The organism is Streptomyces sp. NPDC048484, from assembly GCF_040651415.1.
Taxonomy (GTDB): domain Bacteria; phylum Actinomycetota; class Actinomycetes; order Streptomycetales; family Streptomycetaceae; genus Streptomyces.
Map to the genome: position 1 here is coordinate 1 of NZ_JBEZJY010000047.1, position 16,707 is coordinate 16,707.

The 16,707-nt window shown below is 68.0% G+C and carries 16 protein-coding genes and 1 pseudogene; 9 read left to right on the plus strand and 8 right to left on the minus strand.

The window, feature by feature from the left end; genetic code table 11:
• From AB0D14_RS35605 to AB0D14_RS35620, 4 genes are all read left to right on the plus strand, one after another.
• Positions 1-499 (plus strand): transposase (locus tag AB0D14_RS35605; RefSeq protein WP_362787249.1); only part of this gene is annotated, 499 nt, incomplete at its 5' end.
• Positions 500-1,340: 841 nt separating this feature from the next.
• Positions 1,341-2,486 carry a group II intron reverse transcriptase/maturase gene (gene ltrA / locus AB0D14_RS35610; RefSeq protein WP_362787250.1) on the plus strand — a complete coding sequence of 382 codons (1,146 nt, stop codon included), beginning with the start codon at positions 1,341-1,343 and terminating at the stop codon, positions 2,484-2,486.
• Positions 2,453-2,800, plus strand: coding sequence for a hypothetical protein (locus tag AB0D14_RS35615; RefSeq protein WP_362787251.1), 348 nt, complete (start codon positions 2,453-2,455; stop codon positions 2,798-2,800). The genes ltrA and AB0D14_RS35615 overlap by 34 nt, the downstream gene beginning before the upstream one ends.
• Positions 2,801-2,922: 122 nt before the next feature.
• Positions 2,923-4,545: an ISAzo13 family transposase gene (locus tag AB0D14_RS35620; protein WP_362787302.1), complete on the plus strand. Its 1,623-nt coding sequence runs from the start codon at positions 2,923-2,925 to the stop codon at positions 4,543-4,545.
• On the opposite strand, the pseudogene AB0D14_RS35625 reads toward AB0D14_RS35620, so the two are convergent.
• Positions 4,484-4,798: pseudogene (locus AB0D14_RS35625) on the minus strand (IS3 family transposase); the annotation flags it as partial. The gene AB0D14_RS35620 and the pseudogene AB0D14_RS35625 sit on opposite strands and share 62 nt — an antisense overlap.
• Before the next feature lie 228 nt (positions 4,799-5,026).
• Here AB0D14_RS35625 and AB0D14_RS35630 point away from each other — a divergent pair.
• The gene (locus AB0D14_RS35630; protein WP_362787252.1) at positions 5,027-5,533 is read left to right on the plus strand and encodes an SMI1/KNR4 family protein; all 507 of its coding nucleotides are present in this window, start codon (positions 5,027-5,029) and stop codon (positions 5,531-5,533) included.
• 193 nt (positions 5,534-5,726) lie between these two features.
• Here the strand turns inward: AB0D14_RS35630 and AB0D14_RS35635 are convergent, their stop codons facing one another.
• Positions 5,727-6,008 carry a hypothetical protein gene (locus tag AB0D14_RS35635; RefSeq protein WP_362787253.1) on the minus strand — a complete coding sequence of 94 codons (282 nt, stop codon included), beginning with the start codon at positions 6,006-6,008 and terminating at the stop codon, positions 5,727-5,729.
• 31 nt (positions 6,009-6,039) lie between these two features.
• Positions 6,040-6,888, minus strand: coding sequence for an oxidoreductase (locus AB0D14_RS35640; RefSeq protein ID WP_362787303.1), 849 nt, complete (start codon positions 6,886-6,888; stop codon positions 6,040-6,042).
• 67 nt (positions 6,889-6,955) lie between these two features.
• Here AB0D14_RS35640 and AB0D14_RS35645 point away from each other — a divergent pair, with 67 nt between their 5' ends.
• Positions 6,956-7,621 (plus strand): DNA-binding response regulator, encoded by a 666-nt coding sequence (locus tag AB0D14_RS35645; protein ID WP_362787304.1) that lies wholly within the window; start codon positions 6,956-6,958, stop codon positions 7,619-7,621.
• Between the two features lie 121 nt (positions 7,622-7,742).
• Here AB0D14_RS35645 and AB0D14_RS35650 read toward each other — a convergent pair whose 3' ends face one another.
• Positions 7,743-9,434 carry an ISAzo13 family transposase gene (locus AB0D14_RS35650; RefSeq protein WP_362787254.1) on the minus strand — a complete coding sequence of 564 codons (1,692 nt, stop codon included), beginning with the start codon at positions 9,432-9,434 and terminating at the stop codon, positions 7,743-7,745.
• Positions 9,435-9,527: 93 nt separating this feature from the next.
• Between AB0D14_RS35650 and AB0D14_RS35655 the strand changes: the two genes are divergently transcribed.
• The gene (locus AB0D14_RS35655; protein ID WP_362787255.1) at positions 9,528-10,397 is read left to right on the plus strand and encodes an IS5 family transposase; all 870 of its coding nucleotides are present in this window, start codon (positions 9,528-9,530) and stop codon (positions 10,395-10,397) included.
• 2 nt (positions 10,398-10,399) lie between these two features.
• On the opposite strand, the gene AB0D14_RS35660 is transcribed toward AB0D14_RS35655, so the two are convergent.
• Positions 10,400-11,551, minus strand: a complete 1,152-nt coding sequence (locus AB0D14_RS35660; protein ID WP_362787256.1) for an NAD(P)/FAD-dependent oxidoreductase — start codon at positions 11,549-11,551, stop codon at positions 10,400-10,402.
• A gap of 259 nt (positions 11,552-11,810) precedes the next feature.
• Between AB0D14_RS35660 and AB0D14_RS35665 the strand changes: the two genes are divergently transcribed.
• Entirely contained in the window at positions 11,811-12,404 is a 594-nt protein-coding gene (locus AB0D14_RS35665) for a TetR/AcrR family transcriptional regulator (RefSeq protein ID WP_362787257.1), read from the plus strand.
• 411 nt (positions 12,405-12,815) lie between these two features.
• On the opposite strand, the gene AB0D14_RS35670 is transcribed toward AB0D14_RS35665, so the two are convergent.
• The 3 genes from AB0D14_RS35670 to AB0D14_RS35680 all read right to left on the minus strand — a co-directional run bounded on the left by AB0D14_RS35670 (position 12,816) and on the right by AB0D14_RS35680 (position 14,779).
• The gene (locus AB0D14_RS35670) at positions 12,816-13,031 is read right to left on the minus strand and encodes a DUF4177 domain-containing protein (RefSeq protein WP_362787258.1); all 216 of its coding nucleotides are present in this window, start codon (positions 13,029-13,031) and stop codon (positions 12,816-12,818) included.
• A 166-nt stretch (positions 13,032-13,197) separates the two neighbouring features.
• Positions 13,198-14,070 carry a class I SAM-dependent methyltransferase gene (locus AB0D14_RS35675; protein WP_362787259.1) on the minus strand — a complete coding sequence of 291 codons (873 nt, stop codon included), beginning with the start codon at positions 14,068-14,070 and terminating at the stop codon, positions 13,198-13,200.
• A 115-nt stretch (positions 14,071-14,185) separates the two neighbouring features.
• The gene (locus tag AB0D14_RS35680; RefSeq protein ID WP_362787260.1) at positions 14,186-14,779 is read right to left on the minus strand and encodes an XRE family transcriptional regulator; all 594 of its coding nucleotides are present in this window, start codon (positions 14,777-14,779) and stop codon (positions 14,186-14,188) included.
• A 250-nt stretch (positions 14,780-15,029) separates the two neighbouring features.
• Between AB0D14_RS35680 and AB0D14_RS35685 the strand changes: the two genes are divergently transcribed.
• Positions 15,030-16,640 (plus strand): MFS transporter, encoded by a 1,611-nt coding sequence (locus AB0D14_RS35685; RefSeq protein ID WP_362787261.1) that lies wholly within the window; start codon positions 15,030-15,032, stop codon positions 16,638-16,640.
• The last annotated feature ends 67 nt before the right edge of the window (positions 16,641-16,707 follow it).

The following is a 16,707-nucleotide window of genomic DNA, read 5'->3' on the forward strand; positions in this document are numbered from 1 at the left end:
CCAGCCTCTGTTGGACACGATTGATCTGGAGAGCACCGTGCTGACCGGTGACGCCCTGCACACCCAGCACAGCCACGGCGCCTTCCTCATCGAGCGCGGAGCCCACTACCTGGCCGTCATCAAGAAGAACCACCCCGGCCTGTATGTGCAGGTCAGGAAGCTGCCCTGGGCCGAGATCCCGCTGGACCACCACACCCGCGACCGGGCTCACCACCGCGATGAGATCCGCCGTCCCAAGGTCGCCGCGTTCCGCCACATCGACTACCCCGGCGCCCGCCAGGCGATCCAAGTCGTGCGACGGCGCCGCGACCTCACCACCGGGAAGCTGACGATCGAGCGCGTCTACCTGATCACCAGCCTGGATGTCTTCGACGCCACCCCGGCCGAGCTCGCCGCCTGGATCAGGGGCCACTGGGGCATCGAGGTGCGCCATGAGGCGCTTTGTTTCCGGACGGGGGTGAGAGACCCCCGGCACCTGGCTGTCGCAGCAGCCGGGTGAAGCAGAGGGCAGCCGTCATGCCGTAGGAAGCGTGGGTATGGCGGTGGCAAGCGGCCCTGACACCGTCGGAACGTGCGGGTACTACCAGACCGTGCGGGTCCGGCCAGCGATTCACGAAGGGATACGAAAGGAACCGGTGCTTGACGCCTCGTTAGCCAGAACCGCTCTCAAACCTGGTGGATATGGGGCGGGAGTGCGGTGCGAGCCGGGCTGTTTCGACAAGCAGGCTCCCGTCCGTTGCGGCAACCGGCCGCGGCGGACAGGTCGTCACGTGTGTCTGCGGGCGTGACGAAGACCGCCGGGGTATAGCCGGGTCCCTCCCGTGAGAACCGGAACAAAGTGAACATGGGAACCATGCAGGGTCTGCCCTCCCCGCTCCCCAGCCAGGGGACGGGGGGCAGGCGCGCTGTCCGCTGTCGGGCCCTGTGTGGGGCGGAGCGGTCGTAGTACTCCGAGGGCGGTAACGCCGTCCACATGGGGAAGGACCGCAGCGAGTCACGTAGATGAGGAGAGGAAATGGCAGGAGATACGCCGGGGAACCCCGGCGTTCCCGAGGCCGCCGCGTATGCGGCAGCCTCGCGGGTACTGCGGATTCAGTCCAAGTTGCACGATCGGGCAGTGGCCGACCCTGGCCGTGTGTTCGACGATCTGTTCAACCTTGTGACGGACCCGGCGTTCCTGCTTGAAGCATGGCGCCGGGTCAGGACGAACAAGGGAGCGCGGACAGCCGGGATCGACGGCTGGACCGCTCCGGGGATCGAGGCGTCCGAGCGCGGTGTGCTCGGGTTCCTCGACCAGATCCGCGCGGACTTGAAGGCGCGGGCGTTCGTCCCCCCTGCCCGTGGCCGAACGCATGATCCCGAAATCCAACGGGAAGATGCGCCGCCTGGGTATCCCGACCGCGCGAGACCGCGTGGTGCAGGCCAGCCTGAAACTGGTGCTCGAACCGATCTTCGAGCCCGGATTCAGCTCGTCCAGTTATGGGTTCAGGCCCGGCAGACGAGCGCAGGACGCGATCGAGGACATCATCCACCACGCCCGCTCGGGCTATGTGTGGGTGTTCGAGACCGACATCGCCGCCTGCTTCGACGAGATCGACCACACGGCTCTCATGGACCGGGTGCGTCAGCGTATCGGCGACAGGCGAGTCCTACGGCTGGTCAAGTCCTTCCTGCATGCAGGGATCCTGACCGGGGAGGGCACCATGCGCGAGACCGTGTCGGGCACGCCGCAAGGCGGGATCCTGTCCCCGTTGCTCGCGAACATTGCTCTGAGCGTGATCGACGAGCACTTCGACGCGAAGCGACGAAGCCTTTCCAAGGAATGGCACCGGCGCCGCCACCGCCGCGAAGGGGGAGCGACTTACCGGCTGGTCCGGTACGCCGACGACCTCGCAGTGATGGTGTTCGGCACCCGGGAGCACGCTGAAGCACTCCGCGACGAAGTCGCAGGCGCTGCCGCCGCCATCGGGCTGCGTCTGGCCGAGGACAAGACCCGAACCGTCCATATCGACGAGGGATTCGACTTCCTGGGCTGGCACATCCAGCGCCACACCCAGCGAGGCTCGAACCGTCGCATGGTCTACACCTATCCCAGCGACAAGGCCGTCATGTCGGTCAGGTCCCGGGTCAAGGAACTGACCGGACGACAGACGATGAACATGGACCCCGGCACAGTCTTCACCCTGCTGGGGCAGAGACTCCGGGGCTGGACCACCTACTTCCGCCACGGCGCGTCCAAGATCACTTTCAGTGAGCTGGAACACTACCTGTGGCACCGTGTGTGGAAGTGGCTCCGTCGGCGCCACCGGCGCCGGCAGTGGAGATGGATCACCCGCACCTACGGCAGTCCCCACAACCGGTGGGGCTTCACCGCCGACGGTGTCGAACTGTTCAACCCCGCAAAGGTACCCATCCGGCGATACCGCTACCGGGGCAACACCATCCCCACCCCGTGGTCCGCGCGACCAGTCCACACCATCGCCTGAGGGACTCGTGGAGAGCCCGGTGCCGGGAAACTGGCACGCCGGGTTCGGACGAGCGGCCAGGGGAAACGCCCGCCAGAAACGACGGAAACGCGCCCCTGGCCGACTCGTACAACCTCCTGCACCACGTCCGGGACCGGACCTTCCGCGAGGACGACTCCAAGGTCCGCACCGGCACCCTGCCCCGCACCATGGCCAGCCTGCGCAACCTCGCCATCAGCGTCTTCCGCCAGGACGGCCACACCAACATCGCCGCCGCCCTCCGCCACACCAGCCACGACTACCTCCGACCACTGTCGGCTCTCGGCCTCAAGTGATCAACCCGGACAGATCTCGATCATGCAATGACCCTGGGGCCTGCCGATCAATAACTCTTCGGTTTTCGTGGGCTGTTGGGTCGTAGGATGCGGGGGTGTCGGAGGGGACGAAGGCAGAGCTGGTGGATGCGTTGGGGCTGTTGTTGCCGCATCTCGATGAGCGCCAGCAGCGCCTGACGCTGGGCGCCGCGGCCCGAGTTCTGGGCCACGGCGGGATCCGCATGGCGGCTCAGGCGGCCGGAGTGGCGGAGTCCACGGTGTCGCGCGGGAAGCGGGAGCTGGAGCACACGGAGGAGCCCGCCGGCCGGGTTCGGGCGCCGGGCGCCGGCCGGAAGTCCTTGCGGGAGGTGGATTCGGGGCTGGTGCCCGCATTGCTGGCACTGGTCGAGCCGGACCAGCGGGGTGACCCGGAATCTCCGCTGCTGTGGACGGTGAAGTCCACCCGGAATCTGGCGGCCGAGCTGACGCGCCAGGGGCACCGGGTCGCTTCGGACACGGTGGCCACGCTGTTGAAGGCGGAGGGCTTCTCCCTGCAGGGCACCTCGAGGACCACCGAGGGGGCCCGGCATCCGGACCGGGACGCCCAGTTCCGCTACATCAACGAGCAGGTCACGACATACCTCGCCGACGCGCAGCCGGTCATCAGCGTGGATGCCAAGAAGAAGGAGACGCTGGGCAACTACGCGGTCGTCGGACGCGAGTGGCATCGCGCCGGGCAGCCGGTGCAGGTCCGCGCGCACGACTTCCCCGAGAAGGGCGCGCAGAAGGCGGTGCCGTACGGGATCTACGACGTCGGCGCGGATGCGGGCTGGGTGTCGGTGGGCTGCGACGGGGATACCTCTGCCTTCGCGGTGGCCACTTTGCGCCGCTGGTGGAACGGTGAGGGGCGCCGCCGCTACCCGCACGCCTCCCGCCTGCTGGTCACCGCCGACGCAGGAGGCTCCAACGGCTACCGGGTGCGTGCCTGGAAGAAGGAACTCGCCGATTTCGCCTACGAGTCGGGCCTTGACGTGACGGTATGTCACTTTCCACCGGGAACATCGAAGTGGAACAAGATAGAGCACCGGCTGTTCTCACAGATCAGCATCAACTGGCGCGGCAGGCCCCTGACCAGCCACGAAGTCGTCGTCAGTACCATCGGAGCGACCACGACACGCAGCGGGCTGTCCGTCCACGCCGAGCTCGACCCCGGCGCCTACCCCACCGGTGTCACCGTCCCCGACACCGTCATGGAACGCCTGCCCCTGACGCCGCACGAGTGGCACGGCACGTGGAACTACACGTTGCGCCCCGAACCACTCGCTCCCGAACCACCCCCGCCCAGCGCCGGGTTCGGGCGCTTCCCCACCGGGGACAAGCTCCCCGCCTGGCTGCGGCACCCCAGCCTCACCGGACTCGAGCCCGCCGCCTTTGACGATCTCGCCACCCGTTACCAAGCCTGGTGTGCCGGGCACCCGCCGATCTTCCTGCCCGGCAAACGACCCGACGGCGGCCCCGGCGCCGGCAGCAGACGGCTCTCCGTCTCCGACCAGCTTGTCGTCTTCCTCCTCACGAAGCGCTGGTCCATGGCCCAGACGCCACTCGCCGAGGCAACCGGCCTGGCCAAGAGCCGGATCGGCGCGACCCTCCAGGAGGCCACCCCCGTGCTCACCGCGCTCGGGTACACGGTCCCGGTCGGCGCCCTCACCGTGACCACGGCACAACAACTCGCCGCGATCGCCGGGCACGACCCCACCCTCCCGTAGCCCCCACCAAGATTGAGGAGTTATTGATCGGCAGGCCCCTGGGCACGCAGCGTCCGCAACTTTGCGCCGCACGACCAACACGTTCACCACCCGTACCCTGAAGTTCCCCCCGGGTCAGCGAGCGGTGCTTGCGCCGGGTGACGCCCCGGATGTCGCGCTCGCGCATCACGCGGGCAACGCTTTTTCGGTTCACCCGCCCTCCCAGACGCCGCAGTTCGGCATGGATGCGCGGAACACCATAGGTCTTCCGGGAGGGGCATCCCGGCCTTGGCATACCCCACCACTCGGTTCGGTCCTGTCCTCTCGGTGACCGCATCACTGCCACTGCCCGCCGTCGTGGTCGATGCAGCCCTAGGCAACTGTGCCCCCGTTGGCAAGCGGGGGCACCATCGCCCGCGGGTGCAGTTCCTTTTGAGGGAAGGCGTGCTGAGCAGGGGCTTTGTCCATCGACAAGCGGTCTGGTGTGGTCGAGGATCTGCTTGTGACTGATGACGATCTCATCTTGGCTGTGCGCGAGCAGGTGGCCGGCCGGGAGTTGCCGGAGCCTGCCGCCGAGGACGATGTACGGGCGGTGGAACAGATGGTGGGGCACCCGATGCCCCCACTCCTGCGACGGCTGTATCTCGAAGTGGCCAATGGTGGGTTCGGGGCGTGGGGTGTGGTGTCTTTGACGGATACCGGTGACTGGTTCAGCGATTGCGCGGATATCGCGGAGGCGTACCGGGACTTCGCCGATCCCGAGAGCCCTCTTCCGCCGGGGGTCGCTCCGATCATGGACCGGGGCTGCGCGATGTGGGCTCTGATCGACTTCAGGACGGCCGACGGTCGGATGTGGGACTGGGACCCCAACCTCTGCTGCATGGAGCATGCCCTGGCCCCGCTTGGGCAGTCGCTGGCCGAGTGGCTCAGCGACTGGCTGAACGGTGTCATGCCGGACGGGCCCTACCCGCACCGCGAGTTGGCCGCCAAGGACTGTTCCGCGCGCTGACGCGGCAGGCGCGGGTGGAAGCTCTCAGCTGTCGTCTCTACCGTGACGGTGGAAGAGGTGAACACCGATGGGCTCATTGTTCGAGGAACTGGAGGTCCGGGAGGCCGCGGCCCGGGAGCGGGTGGACGGCCTTGAGGACCAACTGGCCGAAGTGACCGGCCGGTTGGAAGAGGCTCGGGAGACTCTGGAGCGGCTACGGATCGCCCGGGAGACGGTTTCTGAGGTGCAGGATCATCTCGACCTGCGCGCCCGCCGCGAGCGGGACGCGGTCCAAGCCGGCGCACACCCACCGGTGACCGGCCCGCCCGGTGCCCCGCCCGGCGACCCGCACGTTCGGCAGCCCGCGGGCCGCGTGCAACACGATCTGCTCGCGCACCCGCAGCCGGTGCTCGGTCCTTTGTCTCCAGGCTGCCTTCCTCAACCGGTGCCGCTCGGTGGCGGTCGGGGCTATCGGGCGGGCGGCGGCAATGGGCATGGCAGTCAAGCTGACTTCCGGAGCTGACCAGTTAGCCTCGCAGGTCAGACAAGTCCTCATCACTGAGACTGAGATCAATCGCCGCGAGGTTCTCCTCCAGATGATTGAGAGAACCGGTGCCCGGAATCGCCAGCACCGACGGCGACTTCGCCAACAGCGAGGCGATCGCGACCTGCGCGGTGGTCGCGCCCAGGCGTGCCGCGACCTTGCCGAGCCGTTCGACGTCGAGCGGGCCGCTGCCGACGCCGCCGCCGAGCGGAAAGTACGGCACATACGCGATGCCCGCTTCCTCACACTCGGGCAACAACCCCGTGTCGCCTGTATGCCGGTTTTGCACCGCCGCGACCGGCGCGATCCGCCGGGCCTCCGCCAGCTGGGCGGCATCGACGTTACTGATACCCAGGTTTCGGATCACTCCCTCCGCGCGGAGCTCGGCCAGGACCGCGAACCGTTCGGCGATCGACTCGTCACCCGGTCCGGTCATCCCGCCGACCCGCAGATAGACCAGGTCGAGCCGGTCGAGACCCAGAGAGCGCAGATCCGCCTCGACCAGACCACGCAGTTGGTCAGCCGTCGCCTGCCCGCTCGGCACACCGTTCGGTCCGGGCAACGGCCCCACCTTCGTCGCGATCACCAGGTCGTCACGGTAAGGGGTCAATGCCGTACGGACCAGCTCGTTGGCCCACACCGCGTCCCTGCCGTAGAAGCCAGCCGTGTCGATGTGGTTCACGCCCAGCTCCACGGCCCTGCGGAGCACCGCCATGCCCGTCTCGGGATCTCGCGCCGGACCGGCGAAGGTGCCCATCGCCAGGCGCATCGCGCCGAAGCCGAGCCGGTTGATCGTCAGCTCTCCGCCGAGGGAGAAAGTCTTGATCGTCATGACGCTCATGGTGTCCGCCGCCACGACGCCCAGCGAGCTCGTGGCAGCTTGCTGTCAGACTGGCGGGATGCGGAACGAAGAGGTGTTTTCAGTGCGAGGAGACGCAGAGCTGACGGCGCGCGCAGGTCATCTCTTCGAGTCCGTGCGGACCGAGTTCCTGTGCGCCGCCCGGGATCTCAAAACCTGGTCGCGACAGGGGGCCAGGGTTGCGGTCCGCAATCGGATGCGCGCTGCGGATCCCGCTGACTTCACCCCTCGCAAGCTGCTCAGCCCGGCGGCACTCGCCGACGAGGAGGCCCGCGCACACCTGCGGCTGGTGCGGAGCAAGGGCGCTCTCGTTCGGATCAGCCATTCGCCGCTGCCGCACGAGACCATCCTCATCGACCGGCGGGTGATGATCCTTGCCGGCCAGGAGACACCCACCGGCCGCGAGTACACCGTGACGACGTCGCAGATCCTGGTCGACGGAGTTCACTCGCTGTTCCGGGCGATCTGGGACACCGCTGTCGATCTCGAAACCTATCTGCGCAGCGACGTCCCGCACCTCGATGCCGACGGCCGCATGATCCTCAAAGCCCTCAGTTCGGGCCTCACCGACGAATCGGCGGCAAAACGGCTCGGCATCTCACTGCGCACCTACCGGCGGCGTGTGGCCGATCTGATGGCCAAACTCGAGGCCGACTCCCGCTTCCAGGCCGGGCAGCGTGCAGGTGAGCTGGGGCTACCCCACTAAAACCATAGTGATCGCGGCCCCTTCAGCAGTCTGCACGCCTGAGCACCCCGGGCCACATAACCTACAGTCACGTCAACCCCCGAAGAACTTCCAGCGGCGACCACTAAGGGTCCGTAAAGAATCAACACGTTGGTTTGGTCTCTGTCGTGAGGGTCGCGCCGTGTGCGGTGGCGTGGACGAGGAGTCCTGCCAGGGTGTTGAGGTGTGCTGCTGGTGGCTGGGGTGTGTGTGCGTGTTGGTCCATCAGGCGCCGGATCTCGCTGGTGGTGTGGCGGATGGTGTCCTTGCTGATGGCGAAGAGGTGGGCCAGCACGGTGGGCGGCAGGGCGAGGTTCTGTTGCAGCACGGTGACCAGGACCCGGTCGGCCAGGTCGAGCTTGGCTTTGCGGCCGCCGCCCGGGGCCCGGCGTCGTTCACCACCGTCGCGTCGTGTGGTGGCGTCCTGTTTCTGCAGCGTCTGCCAGTCGGCGGTCAGGGTTTCGGTGAGCTCGGTCAGTGCGGTGCGGGTCATGCCGGTCAGTGCGGGGTGCGACAGAGCATGGCGGTCGAAGACCGCCGCCGGCTCGGACGTTGGCCCGGTGGGGCCTGCCGGGCCGACGGGGTGGGGGTGGACGGTGTAGTTCCATTCGCCGTGGAAGGCATGTCCGGTGACCGGCACTGCGTTCAGCTCGGCATCGCTAACCTTCACACCGGTGGGATAGGCGCCAGTGTCGAGTTCCGCGTGGACGGTGAGACCGGTGCGGGTGGTGGTCGCGGCGATGGACTGCACGACGACCTCATGGCTGTTCAGGGGCCTGCCGCGCCAGTTCATCGTGATCGCGGAGAACAGCCGGTGCTCCACCTTGTTCCACTTCGATGTGCCCGGCGGCATGTGGCAGACCGTGACGGTCAGGCCGGTCTCGGCGGCCAGCGCGGCGAGTCCGGTCTTGAAGGCGCGGGTGCGGTAGCCGTTGGAGCCGCCGGCGTCCGCGGTGATCAGTAGCCGTCTGGCCTGTGGGTAGTCGAGGCGTCCTCGCCCGTTCCACCAGCGGCGGATCGATTCGACCGCGAAGGCCGCGGTGTCGTGATCTGTACCGACGTTCACCCAGCCAGTGTCCTCCGCCAGGTCGTAGATGCCGTAGGGCAGCGCCTTGCCCAGTGCGTCACCGGGGAAGTCATGGACGTCGACCCGCACCGGCTCGCCGGCCGGCCGCCATTGACGTCCCGCATTCTTGAACTCCCCGACGACTTCCTTCTTCTTCGTATCCACACTGACCACGGGCTGACCATCCGCCTGATAGTCCTTGACCTGGTCGTTGATGTACCGGAACTGCACGTCCCGGTCGGGGTGTTGAGCGCCCTCAAGGGTCTTGGCGTTGGCCTGCAGACTGAAACCGTTGTCCCGCAACAGCCTGCCCACGGTCGGAGCTGACGCGCCATGGCCCTGCCGCGTCAGCTCCCCGGCCAGAGACCGCAGCGACTTGGTCGTCCAGCGCAGCGGCGACATCGGATCGCCCCGCTCATCCGGCTCGACCAGCGCCAGCAACGCCGGAACGAGCAGCGGGTCAAGCTCCTCGGCACTCTTGCGACCGCCGCCGCACCGGCGGACCCGGCCATCGGGCAGTGGACCCTCACCGCCCTCCAACTCGAAGACGCCCTTGCGTACCGTCGTCTCGCTCACCCCTGCGGCACGCGCGACGGCCCGGACCCCGCCGTGCCCCAGCAGCCGGGCCTCGGCCGCCAGCGCCAGTCGCTGCTGCCGCTCATTGAGATGAGGGAACAACACCCCGAATCTCAGGGCAAGTTGGCCATGCACCTCGCTCGGTATGCGCATACCACACCAACGACAGGGAGACCGTGAAGCAACGTGTTGATTCTTTACGGACCCTAAGGACTGGGATCAGAATGAGGTGATCGCCGCTCGGGAATGACGGGATGTCAGTTGGCGTTGTTAGCCGCCAGAGAGGGGGCGGCCGAGACGCGTGGTGGGAGCAAGCCGTGGCTGGTCGAGGACGGGCTGTGGGAGCGAATCGAACCGCTGCTGCCGGTGGTCGAGCGGCGTTTCCGGTATCCGGGGCGTCGACGGATCGATGAACGCCGGGTGCTGTGCGGGATCTTGTTCGTGTTGTACACCGGCATCCCGTGGCGGCATCTACCGCAAGAGCTCGGCTTCGGCTCGGGGATGACCTGCTGGCGACGGCTGCGGGACTGGAACGAGGCCGGGGTCTGGCAACGCCTGCACGAGCTGCTGCTCGCCGAACTGCGGGCGGCCGGGATGCTGGACTTCTCCCGCACCGCTGTCGACTCTTCGCACGTGCGCGCGATGAAGGGCGGCCCGGGCACCGGACGCTCCCCGGTAGACCGAGGCAAGACTGGCAGCAAGCACCACGTGATTGTCGAGGCGCACGGCCTCCCTCTGGCGGTGACCCTGACCGGTGGAAACCGCAATGACGTCACCGAACTGATCCCGCTGATCCAGGCCGTTCCGCCGATCCGTGGCAGGAGCGGCCAACCGCTGCGCCGCCCGAAACGCGTCTACGCCCACCGCGTCTACGACCACGACGTCTACCGTGACCGGGTCCGCAGGCTCGAGATCACCCCAGTCATTGCCCGACGCGGCACCGAACACGGCTCTGGTCTCGGGGTCTACCGCTGGGTCGTGGAGGGTGCGATCGCGCTGCTGCACTGGTTCCGGCGCCTGCGCATTCGCTGGGAGATCCGCGACGACATCCACCAAGCCTTCGTCACCTTGGGCTGCGCCGTCATCTGCTGGCGCCGACTGAAGACCTCGTTCTGATCCTATTCATGGGGCGGGGCGTCGTTGTCGCCGCCGAAGTCGGGTATATCGGTGGATAGCAGGTGTTCGGCGCCGTGTTCGAGGGCCTTGGCTGTCTCGGTGGAGCGGGGGAGCATGGTCTTTTCGTAGGTGCGGATGGCGTCGTCGATGGTGGCGGAGTCGGCGAGGGCGAGGGCGAGTTCGCTGGCATCGAGCATGGCGAGGTTGACGCCGACGCCGAGCGGGGGCATGAGGTGGGCTGCGTCGCCGAGCAGGGTCACCGTCGCATTGTGTTCCCAGGTGTGCGGGACCGGAAGGGCGAGGATCGGGCGGTCGATGTAGGAGCCGTCGTTTTCGGTGATCATCTGGCGCACGCGGGGCGACCAGTGGGCGTACTCGTCGCGTAGCACGGCGCGGATGCCGTCGGTGTCCTCGGCGGTCAGCCCGTGGGTGCTGATCCAGTCGACCGGGACTCGTTGGATGATGTAGACGCGGATGTGGTTTCCGCTGTTGCGCTGGGCGAACAGGCCGCGCTCGCCGTCGGCCGCGTGGGCGCCGCCCGAACCGACCAACTCGGCAATCTCGGGGTGTCGGCTGTCGACGTCGGAGAACCATGCTTCCAGGAAGCTGACCCCGGTGTACTCAGGGACGGCGGGAGACACGGCCGGGCGTACCCGGGAGAAGGCGCCGTCGGCGCCGATGACCAGATCGGTCTCGATGCTCGTGCCGTCGGCGAAGTGCAATTGTCGCGGCCCGTCGGCGGGTCCGCTGATCGTGTCGAGGGCGCGGCCCCAGCGTACGGTTCCCGACTGCACGGAGTCGAGCAGCAGGTTGCGCAGCTGGCCGCGATCGATTTCCGGCTTGAAGAGTTCGTCGGGCGCCGGGACTTGATGGGACGTGATCGTGCCGGTCGGGTCCATCAGGCGCATTTCCTGCCCTTCGGGACGCGCGAGGGCGAAGAAGTCGTCGAGCAGGCCGGCTTCGCGCAGGGCGACCTGGCCGTTGTCGGCGTGCAGGTCGAGGGTGCCGCCCTGGTTGCGGGCGTCGGGGCCCGGGTCGCGGTCGTAGACGGTGACCGCAATGCCGCGCTGCTGGAGGATGCGGGCGCAGGTCAGTCCGCCGGGTCCGGCGCCGATGATGCTGATGCTGGCATTGGCGGGCTCTGGGGAGTTCATGGTTGTTCCTTCGAGTCGGCGAAGAGGAGTCGTCGGGCGAACAGAGCGGGGCGGGGCACTCCGGCGTCGGTTTCGGTCATGGACGTGCCTCGAGCGTCCCCTTAACGGACAGGACGGCGACGGGCGGCGCGGTGCAGACGATGACCATGCCGGCAAGGATGTGCCGCTCAGGTGCCCACAGCCTCATAAAATCAGAACGAGCAAAAAAGCGCAACGACTCTACTTAGCGATTGATTCGACTATCGGATACGCTCTAGCCATGACCGTGCACCCCGTCAGCCGCCGCGACCGCAAGAAGGCGGCCACCCGGCAGGCAATCGCCGACGCCGCACTGCAGCTCTTTCTGGAGCGTGGCTACGACCAAGTAGGCATCCGTGACATCGCCGACGCCGCCGACGTATCGACCGCTACGGTCTTCAAGCACTTCAGCGGCAAGGAAGCGCTGGTATTCGACCAGGACCAGGACCGGGAGTCAGAACTGATCGCCGCGGTGCGGGAGCGACCCACCGGTCAGAGCATCCTCAACGCTCTCCGACAGCACGTCCTCGACACCTGGCCCTCGATCGAGGCCCATCCCCAGGCGGCCGAGTTCACCCACCTGGTGAACTCCACGCCAGTGCTGCGCGCGTACGCCGAACGCATGTGGACCAGGTACACCGACAGCCTCAGCGAAGCCATCGCCGACGAGATCGGCGTGGACCACAACAACCTCGCATGCGTGGCTCTTGCTCGATTCGTACTCGACATCCCGGCCCTCGCTCGCGGTCGACAGGACCGCCGAGCCGCCGTCGAGGCAATCTTCGACATCCTCACACACGGCTGGGAACCCCCCAGCAAGCTGCCTGCGCCATAGCCCCCCCACCATGCGTTTCGGCCGCAGCCACCCCTCGGACCGGCAACGAGAACTGACATCCCCTCATTCCCGAGCGGGAGCACCTCATTCTGATCCCAGTCCTAAGCCGGGGGAGTAGATCGTGCCGTACCTCCTGCTTGAGCGGAAGGCTGACCCCCACGGCCCGCATCCGTCCGCCGCTTTGGGGCTGTGGAGCGTCAGGTAATTCCCCATCAGCGGCGTCAACTTCCCCGCTCAAACCTTCGAGCATGGCGATGGGTGCCGCTGGTTCCCTCGCCTGAGTAATGAGCGCGCCGGCCCATGGCGATCTCCGTATCTTGGCGCCATGACGGACGAGGCAGAGCCGAGGCACTTTGTGAACCGCTGGGGCGACACGTCGGAGAACTCACGGCCGGAGTGGTGTCGCCGGTGTTATGCGCGGGGGCGTTCGAAGGTGAGGAGGAGGCCTTCGACGGCACCGGGCCCTACGCGGCCCTTGACGTCGGCGGAGGTGATCGTCTTGAGGGCCCAGCCGTCTGCGGCATGCTTGTTGAGGGTCTTCTCCAGCTTGTCGCTGTCGAGCGCGTCACCGATGAGCGACTCCCTGAAGGTGACGACCTTGTACTCGTAGGCGTATGCGTGGCTCATGGCTGCGGTGTCCTTTCGGGCGCCGGCCGCGGTGACCGGCGGTGGTCAGCCAATCATGGTGTGAGGCTGTGTGTGTCGGCGGGGGCGGTGCCATGCCCTCACTCGGCACAGCCCCCGCATGCCTTCCTGAAGTGACGGCCCTGCGGGCAGCCGGTGGTGCTCGGGATCAGGCGCGGCGGGCGGCCCAGACAGTGCGCTCGGTGCGCACCGCCAGGTCGTCGCGGCGCAGGATGCTGTGCGGGCTGCCGGTGTCGAGGAACTGGTCGAGCGCGGTGAGGTCCTCGGGGGAGAGCCCGGTGGCGGCGGCGCCGCGGATGCGCTGCAGGCCGCCGAGGGCGTAGCGGCCGATCGCTTCGCTGCGGGAGCCTTCGATGTTCACGGCGATGGTGCGTTCGCCCTCGACCGTGAAGCCGGCGGCGGTGAGCATCGGGCCCCAGTCGGCGCCGCGGTGGGGCATGTGCTCGGCCTGGAGGCGGTCGGTCACGGCATGGCAGCGCTCTTCCAGGCCGGGCCGGTCCTCGGGGGCGCTCTCGGGCAGGAAGCGAGGGAAGCCGGCCAGCTCGACGACGGCGAACAGGCCGCCGGGCGCGAGCGCTTCGTGGACGGTGCGCAGTGCGCGATCGGGGTGGGCCAAGTGGTGCAGCGAGGCCGACGCCCACACCAGGTCCGGTGAGCCGAGGTCGGGCCAGACGGTGTCGTCGAGGTCGGCCCGTACGGTGCGCACGCGCTCTTCCAGGCCACGGGCGCAGGCCTTCGCGCGCAGGTGCTGGAGGTGTCCGGCGGATGTGTCGACGGCGGTGACGTTCGCGTCGGGGAAGCGGTCGAGGAGGGCGAAGGTGCCCGCGCCCGTGCCACAGCCCAGATCCACGATCTGACGCGGGCCGGTCCGCAGAGGCAGCCATGTGGTGATGGAGGCTGTGTGCTCGGCGACGACCTCGGCGTCCAGGTCGAGGATCTCCGCCTGACCGTCGGCCTCGTGCTCCTGGTGGCGGCCGTGCTGAGCGCCGTGGTGGGGGGCGTGCGGGTGTGCTTGGTTCATGCCTTCACAGTAGGACGGTTATGCGTCTGCGGCACGATGCCTTCCTGTTTACGCAAGGAGTCGGCCGGATGTGCTGCCCGACGCGCAAGATGTCGCCGTCGCGCGGCCCGCGTAGTTATTCACGGGTGCCCTGAGCGTCGCTGTCGCCGCCCTCGCGCTGGTGACCGCGGCGTGCGTCGCGGTCGAAGATGCCCAGGATCTCGCACGGGCCGCCCTCCGCGCCGATCGCGTGCGGCATCATCGTGGGGAACTCGGCGGCCTGGTTGGTTTCGACGCGGAAGCGGCGGTGGCCGAGCATGAGGATCGCGGAGCCGGACAGGACGACGAGCCATTCGCGTCCCGGGTGGGCACGCATGCGCGCCGGGTTCTCGGGTGGTGGTTTGGTCAGGCGCTGGCGCACCACACTCATGCCGGGGTCACCCTTCACGGGCCAGCGCATCGAGCCGTGGGTGCTGTCGATCATCGGGCTGGTGATCACGTCGTCAGCCGCGGTTTCCACGAGCTGATCCAGCGTGGTGTCCAGGGCGCGGGCGAGAGTGACCAGCTGATCCAGCGCGAGGCGGCGCCGGCCGTTCTCGATGCGGCTCAGTGAGGACTGGCTGAGGCGGGCGCGGGTGGCCAGTTCCTCCAGGGACCAGCCCTGGGCCACCCGCAGAGCGCGGATGCGTTTGCGTACGAGGCTGTCCAGTTCTCCATCTTCTTGCGTCATGGGCAACATTGTATGCCCCTTTCGCAAGGCGGGGTTAGCGTCGTGTGCAGCTGGTCCGGAGCTCTTGGGGTCACGTACAGGGCGAAGCCAGGAGGGCATTGCGGTGGCCGTGACGACGGCTTCGTAACGGTTTCACCGTCATGGAAGGCACCCCGCCCCCGAAAGCGAACCGCGCGACGGTCGGCCCCCATCGCTCCGCGACCGGACCCTGATCCGGCGCTTACCCGGCATGCCTTCTTGAGAGGAACCCATGAGTACGAACCAGGCCGAACAGACCGCTGAAGCCGACGGGGGTGGTGTACCTGACGCGGATGGTGTGCTTGACCCGCGTCAACTGCGCACGATCCTGATCGCCGTCTCCATCGCACTGATGGCCGTTGTCGCGTCGGTGTCGGGGCTGAACGTCGCACAGACCCACCTGGCAGTCGAGTTCGACGCCTCGCAGAGCACGATCCTGTGGATCATCAACATCTACACCCTCGTCCTGGCCGCGCTCCTGCTGCCGCTCGGGGCGATCGGTGACCGCCTGGGCCGTAAGCCCATGCTGATCGCCGGACTGGGTGTCTTCGGCGTCGCGAACGTTTTGGCAGGCCTGGCCCCGACTGTGGAGGTCATGCTGGCCGCGCGCGTGGCCGGCGGTGTCGGCGCCGCGATGATCATGCCGATCACCCTGGCCGTCATCACCTCCACCTTCCCCGAGGAACAGCGCGCCAAGGCGATCGGGGTGTGGACCGGTGTCGCGGGAGGCGGCGGCATCCTGGGCATGTTCCTCTCCGCGCTCCTCGTCGACGTCGCGGACTGGCGCTGGCTGTTCGTGCTGCCCGTCGTGCTGACCGTCGTCGCCCTGGGCATGACGTCGAAGTCGGTCCCCAACTCCCGTGAGAAGCCGGCCCATCGCTTCGACACCGTCGGCGCGCTGGTCTCCACGGTCGCCGTGATCGGCCTCATCTTTGTCCTGCAGGAAGGCCCCGAACGCGGCTGGACAGCTCCCGCGACTCTGATCAGCTTCGCCGTCGGCCTGATCGCTGCCGTCGGCTTCGTGGCCTGGGAACTGCGCCGCCGGGATGCCGCACTCCTTGACGTACGGCTCTTCCGCGAGCGGGGTCTCGCGGGCGGTTCCATCACGCTGCTTGTGGTCTTCGGTGTCCAGGCGGGCATCGCTGTGGTCCTCTTCCCGTTCTTCCAGGCCGTGCTCGGCTGGTCGGGCCTGCTGTCCACCCTGGCGCTGATGCCCATGGCCGTCATGATGATGATGGCCTCCGGCCTGGCCCCCAAGCTCGCCGCACGTTTCGGCTCCCGCGCGACCATGGCCGTGGGTATCGCGCTGGCCGGCACCGGGCTGGCTCTCATGGCCCTGTTCGTCTCCGCCGACGGCGGCTACCTGACGATCCTGCCCGGCATGCTCGCCATGGGCATCGGCATGGGCCTGTCGATGACACCCTCCACCGAAGCCATCACCGGCTCCCTGCCCCGCGAGAAGCAAGGCGTCGCCTCCGCCCTGAACGACGTCACCCGTGAGTTCGGCACCGCCCTCGGCGTCGCCCTGCTCGGCGCGCTCCTGTCCGCCGGGTACCGCAGCGCTATCGACGACCGCCTGCACGGCGTCCCTCAGGGGGCCGCGGACACCGCCCGGGAGGGCATCGCCAACGCCGTCGGGGTGGCGGGCGGCACCGGCCCGCACGCGCAGGATCTGGTCCACGCCGCCCGGCAGTCCTTCGTCGACGGCTGGCAGCAGGCCATGTGGGCGGGCGTCGCCGTCATGGGCACCCTGTTCCTCTACATAGCCTTTCGCGGCCCCACGAACGAGGCCCCCGCCACCGTGGACGAGCCGGAAGCCACTGAGGCCGTCGCCGCCCCATGACCACATGAGAGCTGGGCGCACGGCCGGCAGACCGCTCGCTTCACCGTAGAGGGGTCAGGCACCACGA

Coding starts and splice junctions, on each gene's coding strand:
- AB0D14_RS35645 (WP_362787304.1), top strand. CDS start 6,956: ATGCGGAACGAAGAGGTGTTTTCAGTGCGAGGAGACGCAGAGCTGACG.
- AB0D14_RS35670 (WP_362787258.1), bottom strand. CDS start 13,031: ATGAGCCACGCATACGCCTACGAGTACAAGGTCGTCACCTTCAGGGAG.
- AB0D14_RS35660 (WP_362787256.1), bottom strand. CDS start 11,551: ATGAACTCCCCAGAGCCCGCCAATGCCAGCATCAGCATCATCGGCGCC.
- AB0D14_RS35680 (WP_362787260.1), bottom strand. CDS start 14,779: ATGACGCAAGAAGATGGAGAACTGGACAGCCTCGTACGCAAACGCATC.
- AB0D14_RS35640 (WP_362787303.1), bottom strand. CDS start 6,888: ATGACGATCAAGACTTTCTCCCTCGGCGGAGAGCTGACGATCAACCGG.
- AB0D14_RS35650 (WP_362787254.1), bottom strand. CDS start 9,434: ATGCGCATACCGAGCGAGGTGCATGGCCAACTTGCCCTGAGATTCGGG.
- AB0D14_RS35655 (WP_362787255.1), top strand. CDS start 9,528: ATGACGGGATGTCAGTTGGCGTTGTTAGCCGCCAGAGAGGGGGCGGCC.
- AB0D14_RS35675 (WP_362787259.1), bottom strand. CDS start 14,070: ATGAACCAAGCACACCCGCACGCCCCCCACCACGGCGCTCAGCACGGC.
- AB0D14_RS35665 (WP_362787257.1), top strand. CDS start 11,811: ATGACCGTGCACCCCGTCAGCCGCCGCGACCGCAAGAAGGCGGCCACC.
- AB0D14_RS35685 (WP_362787261.1), top strand. CDS start 15,030: ATGAGTACGAACCAGGCCGAACAGACCGCTGAAGCCGACGGGGGTGGT.
- AB0D14_RS35635 (WP_362787253.1), bottom strand. CDS start 6,008: ATGCCCATTGCCGCCGCCCGCCCGATAGCCCCGACCGCCACCGAGCGG.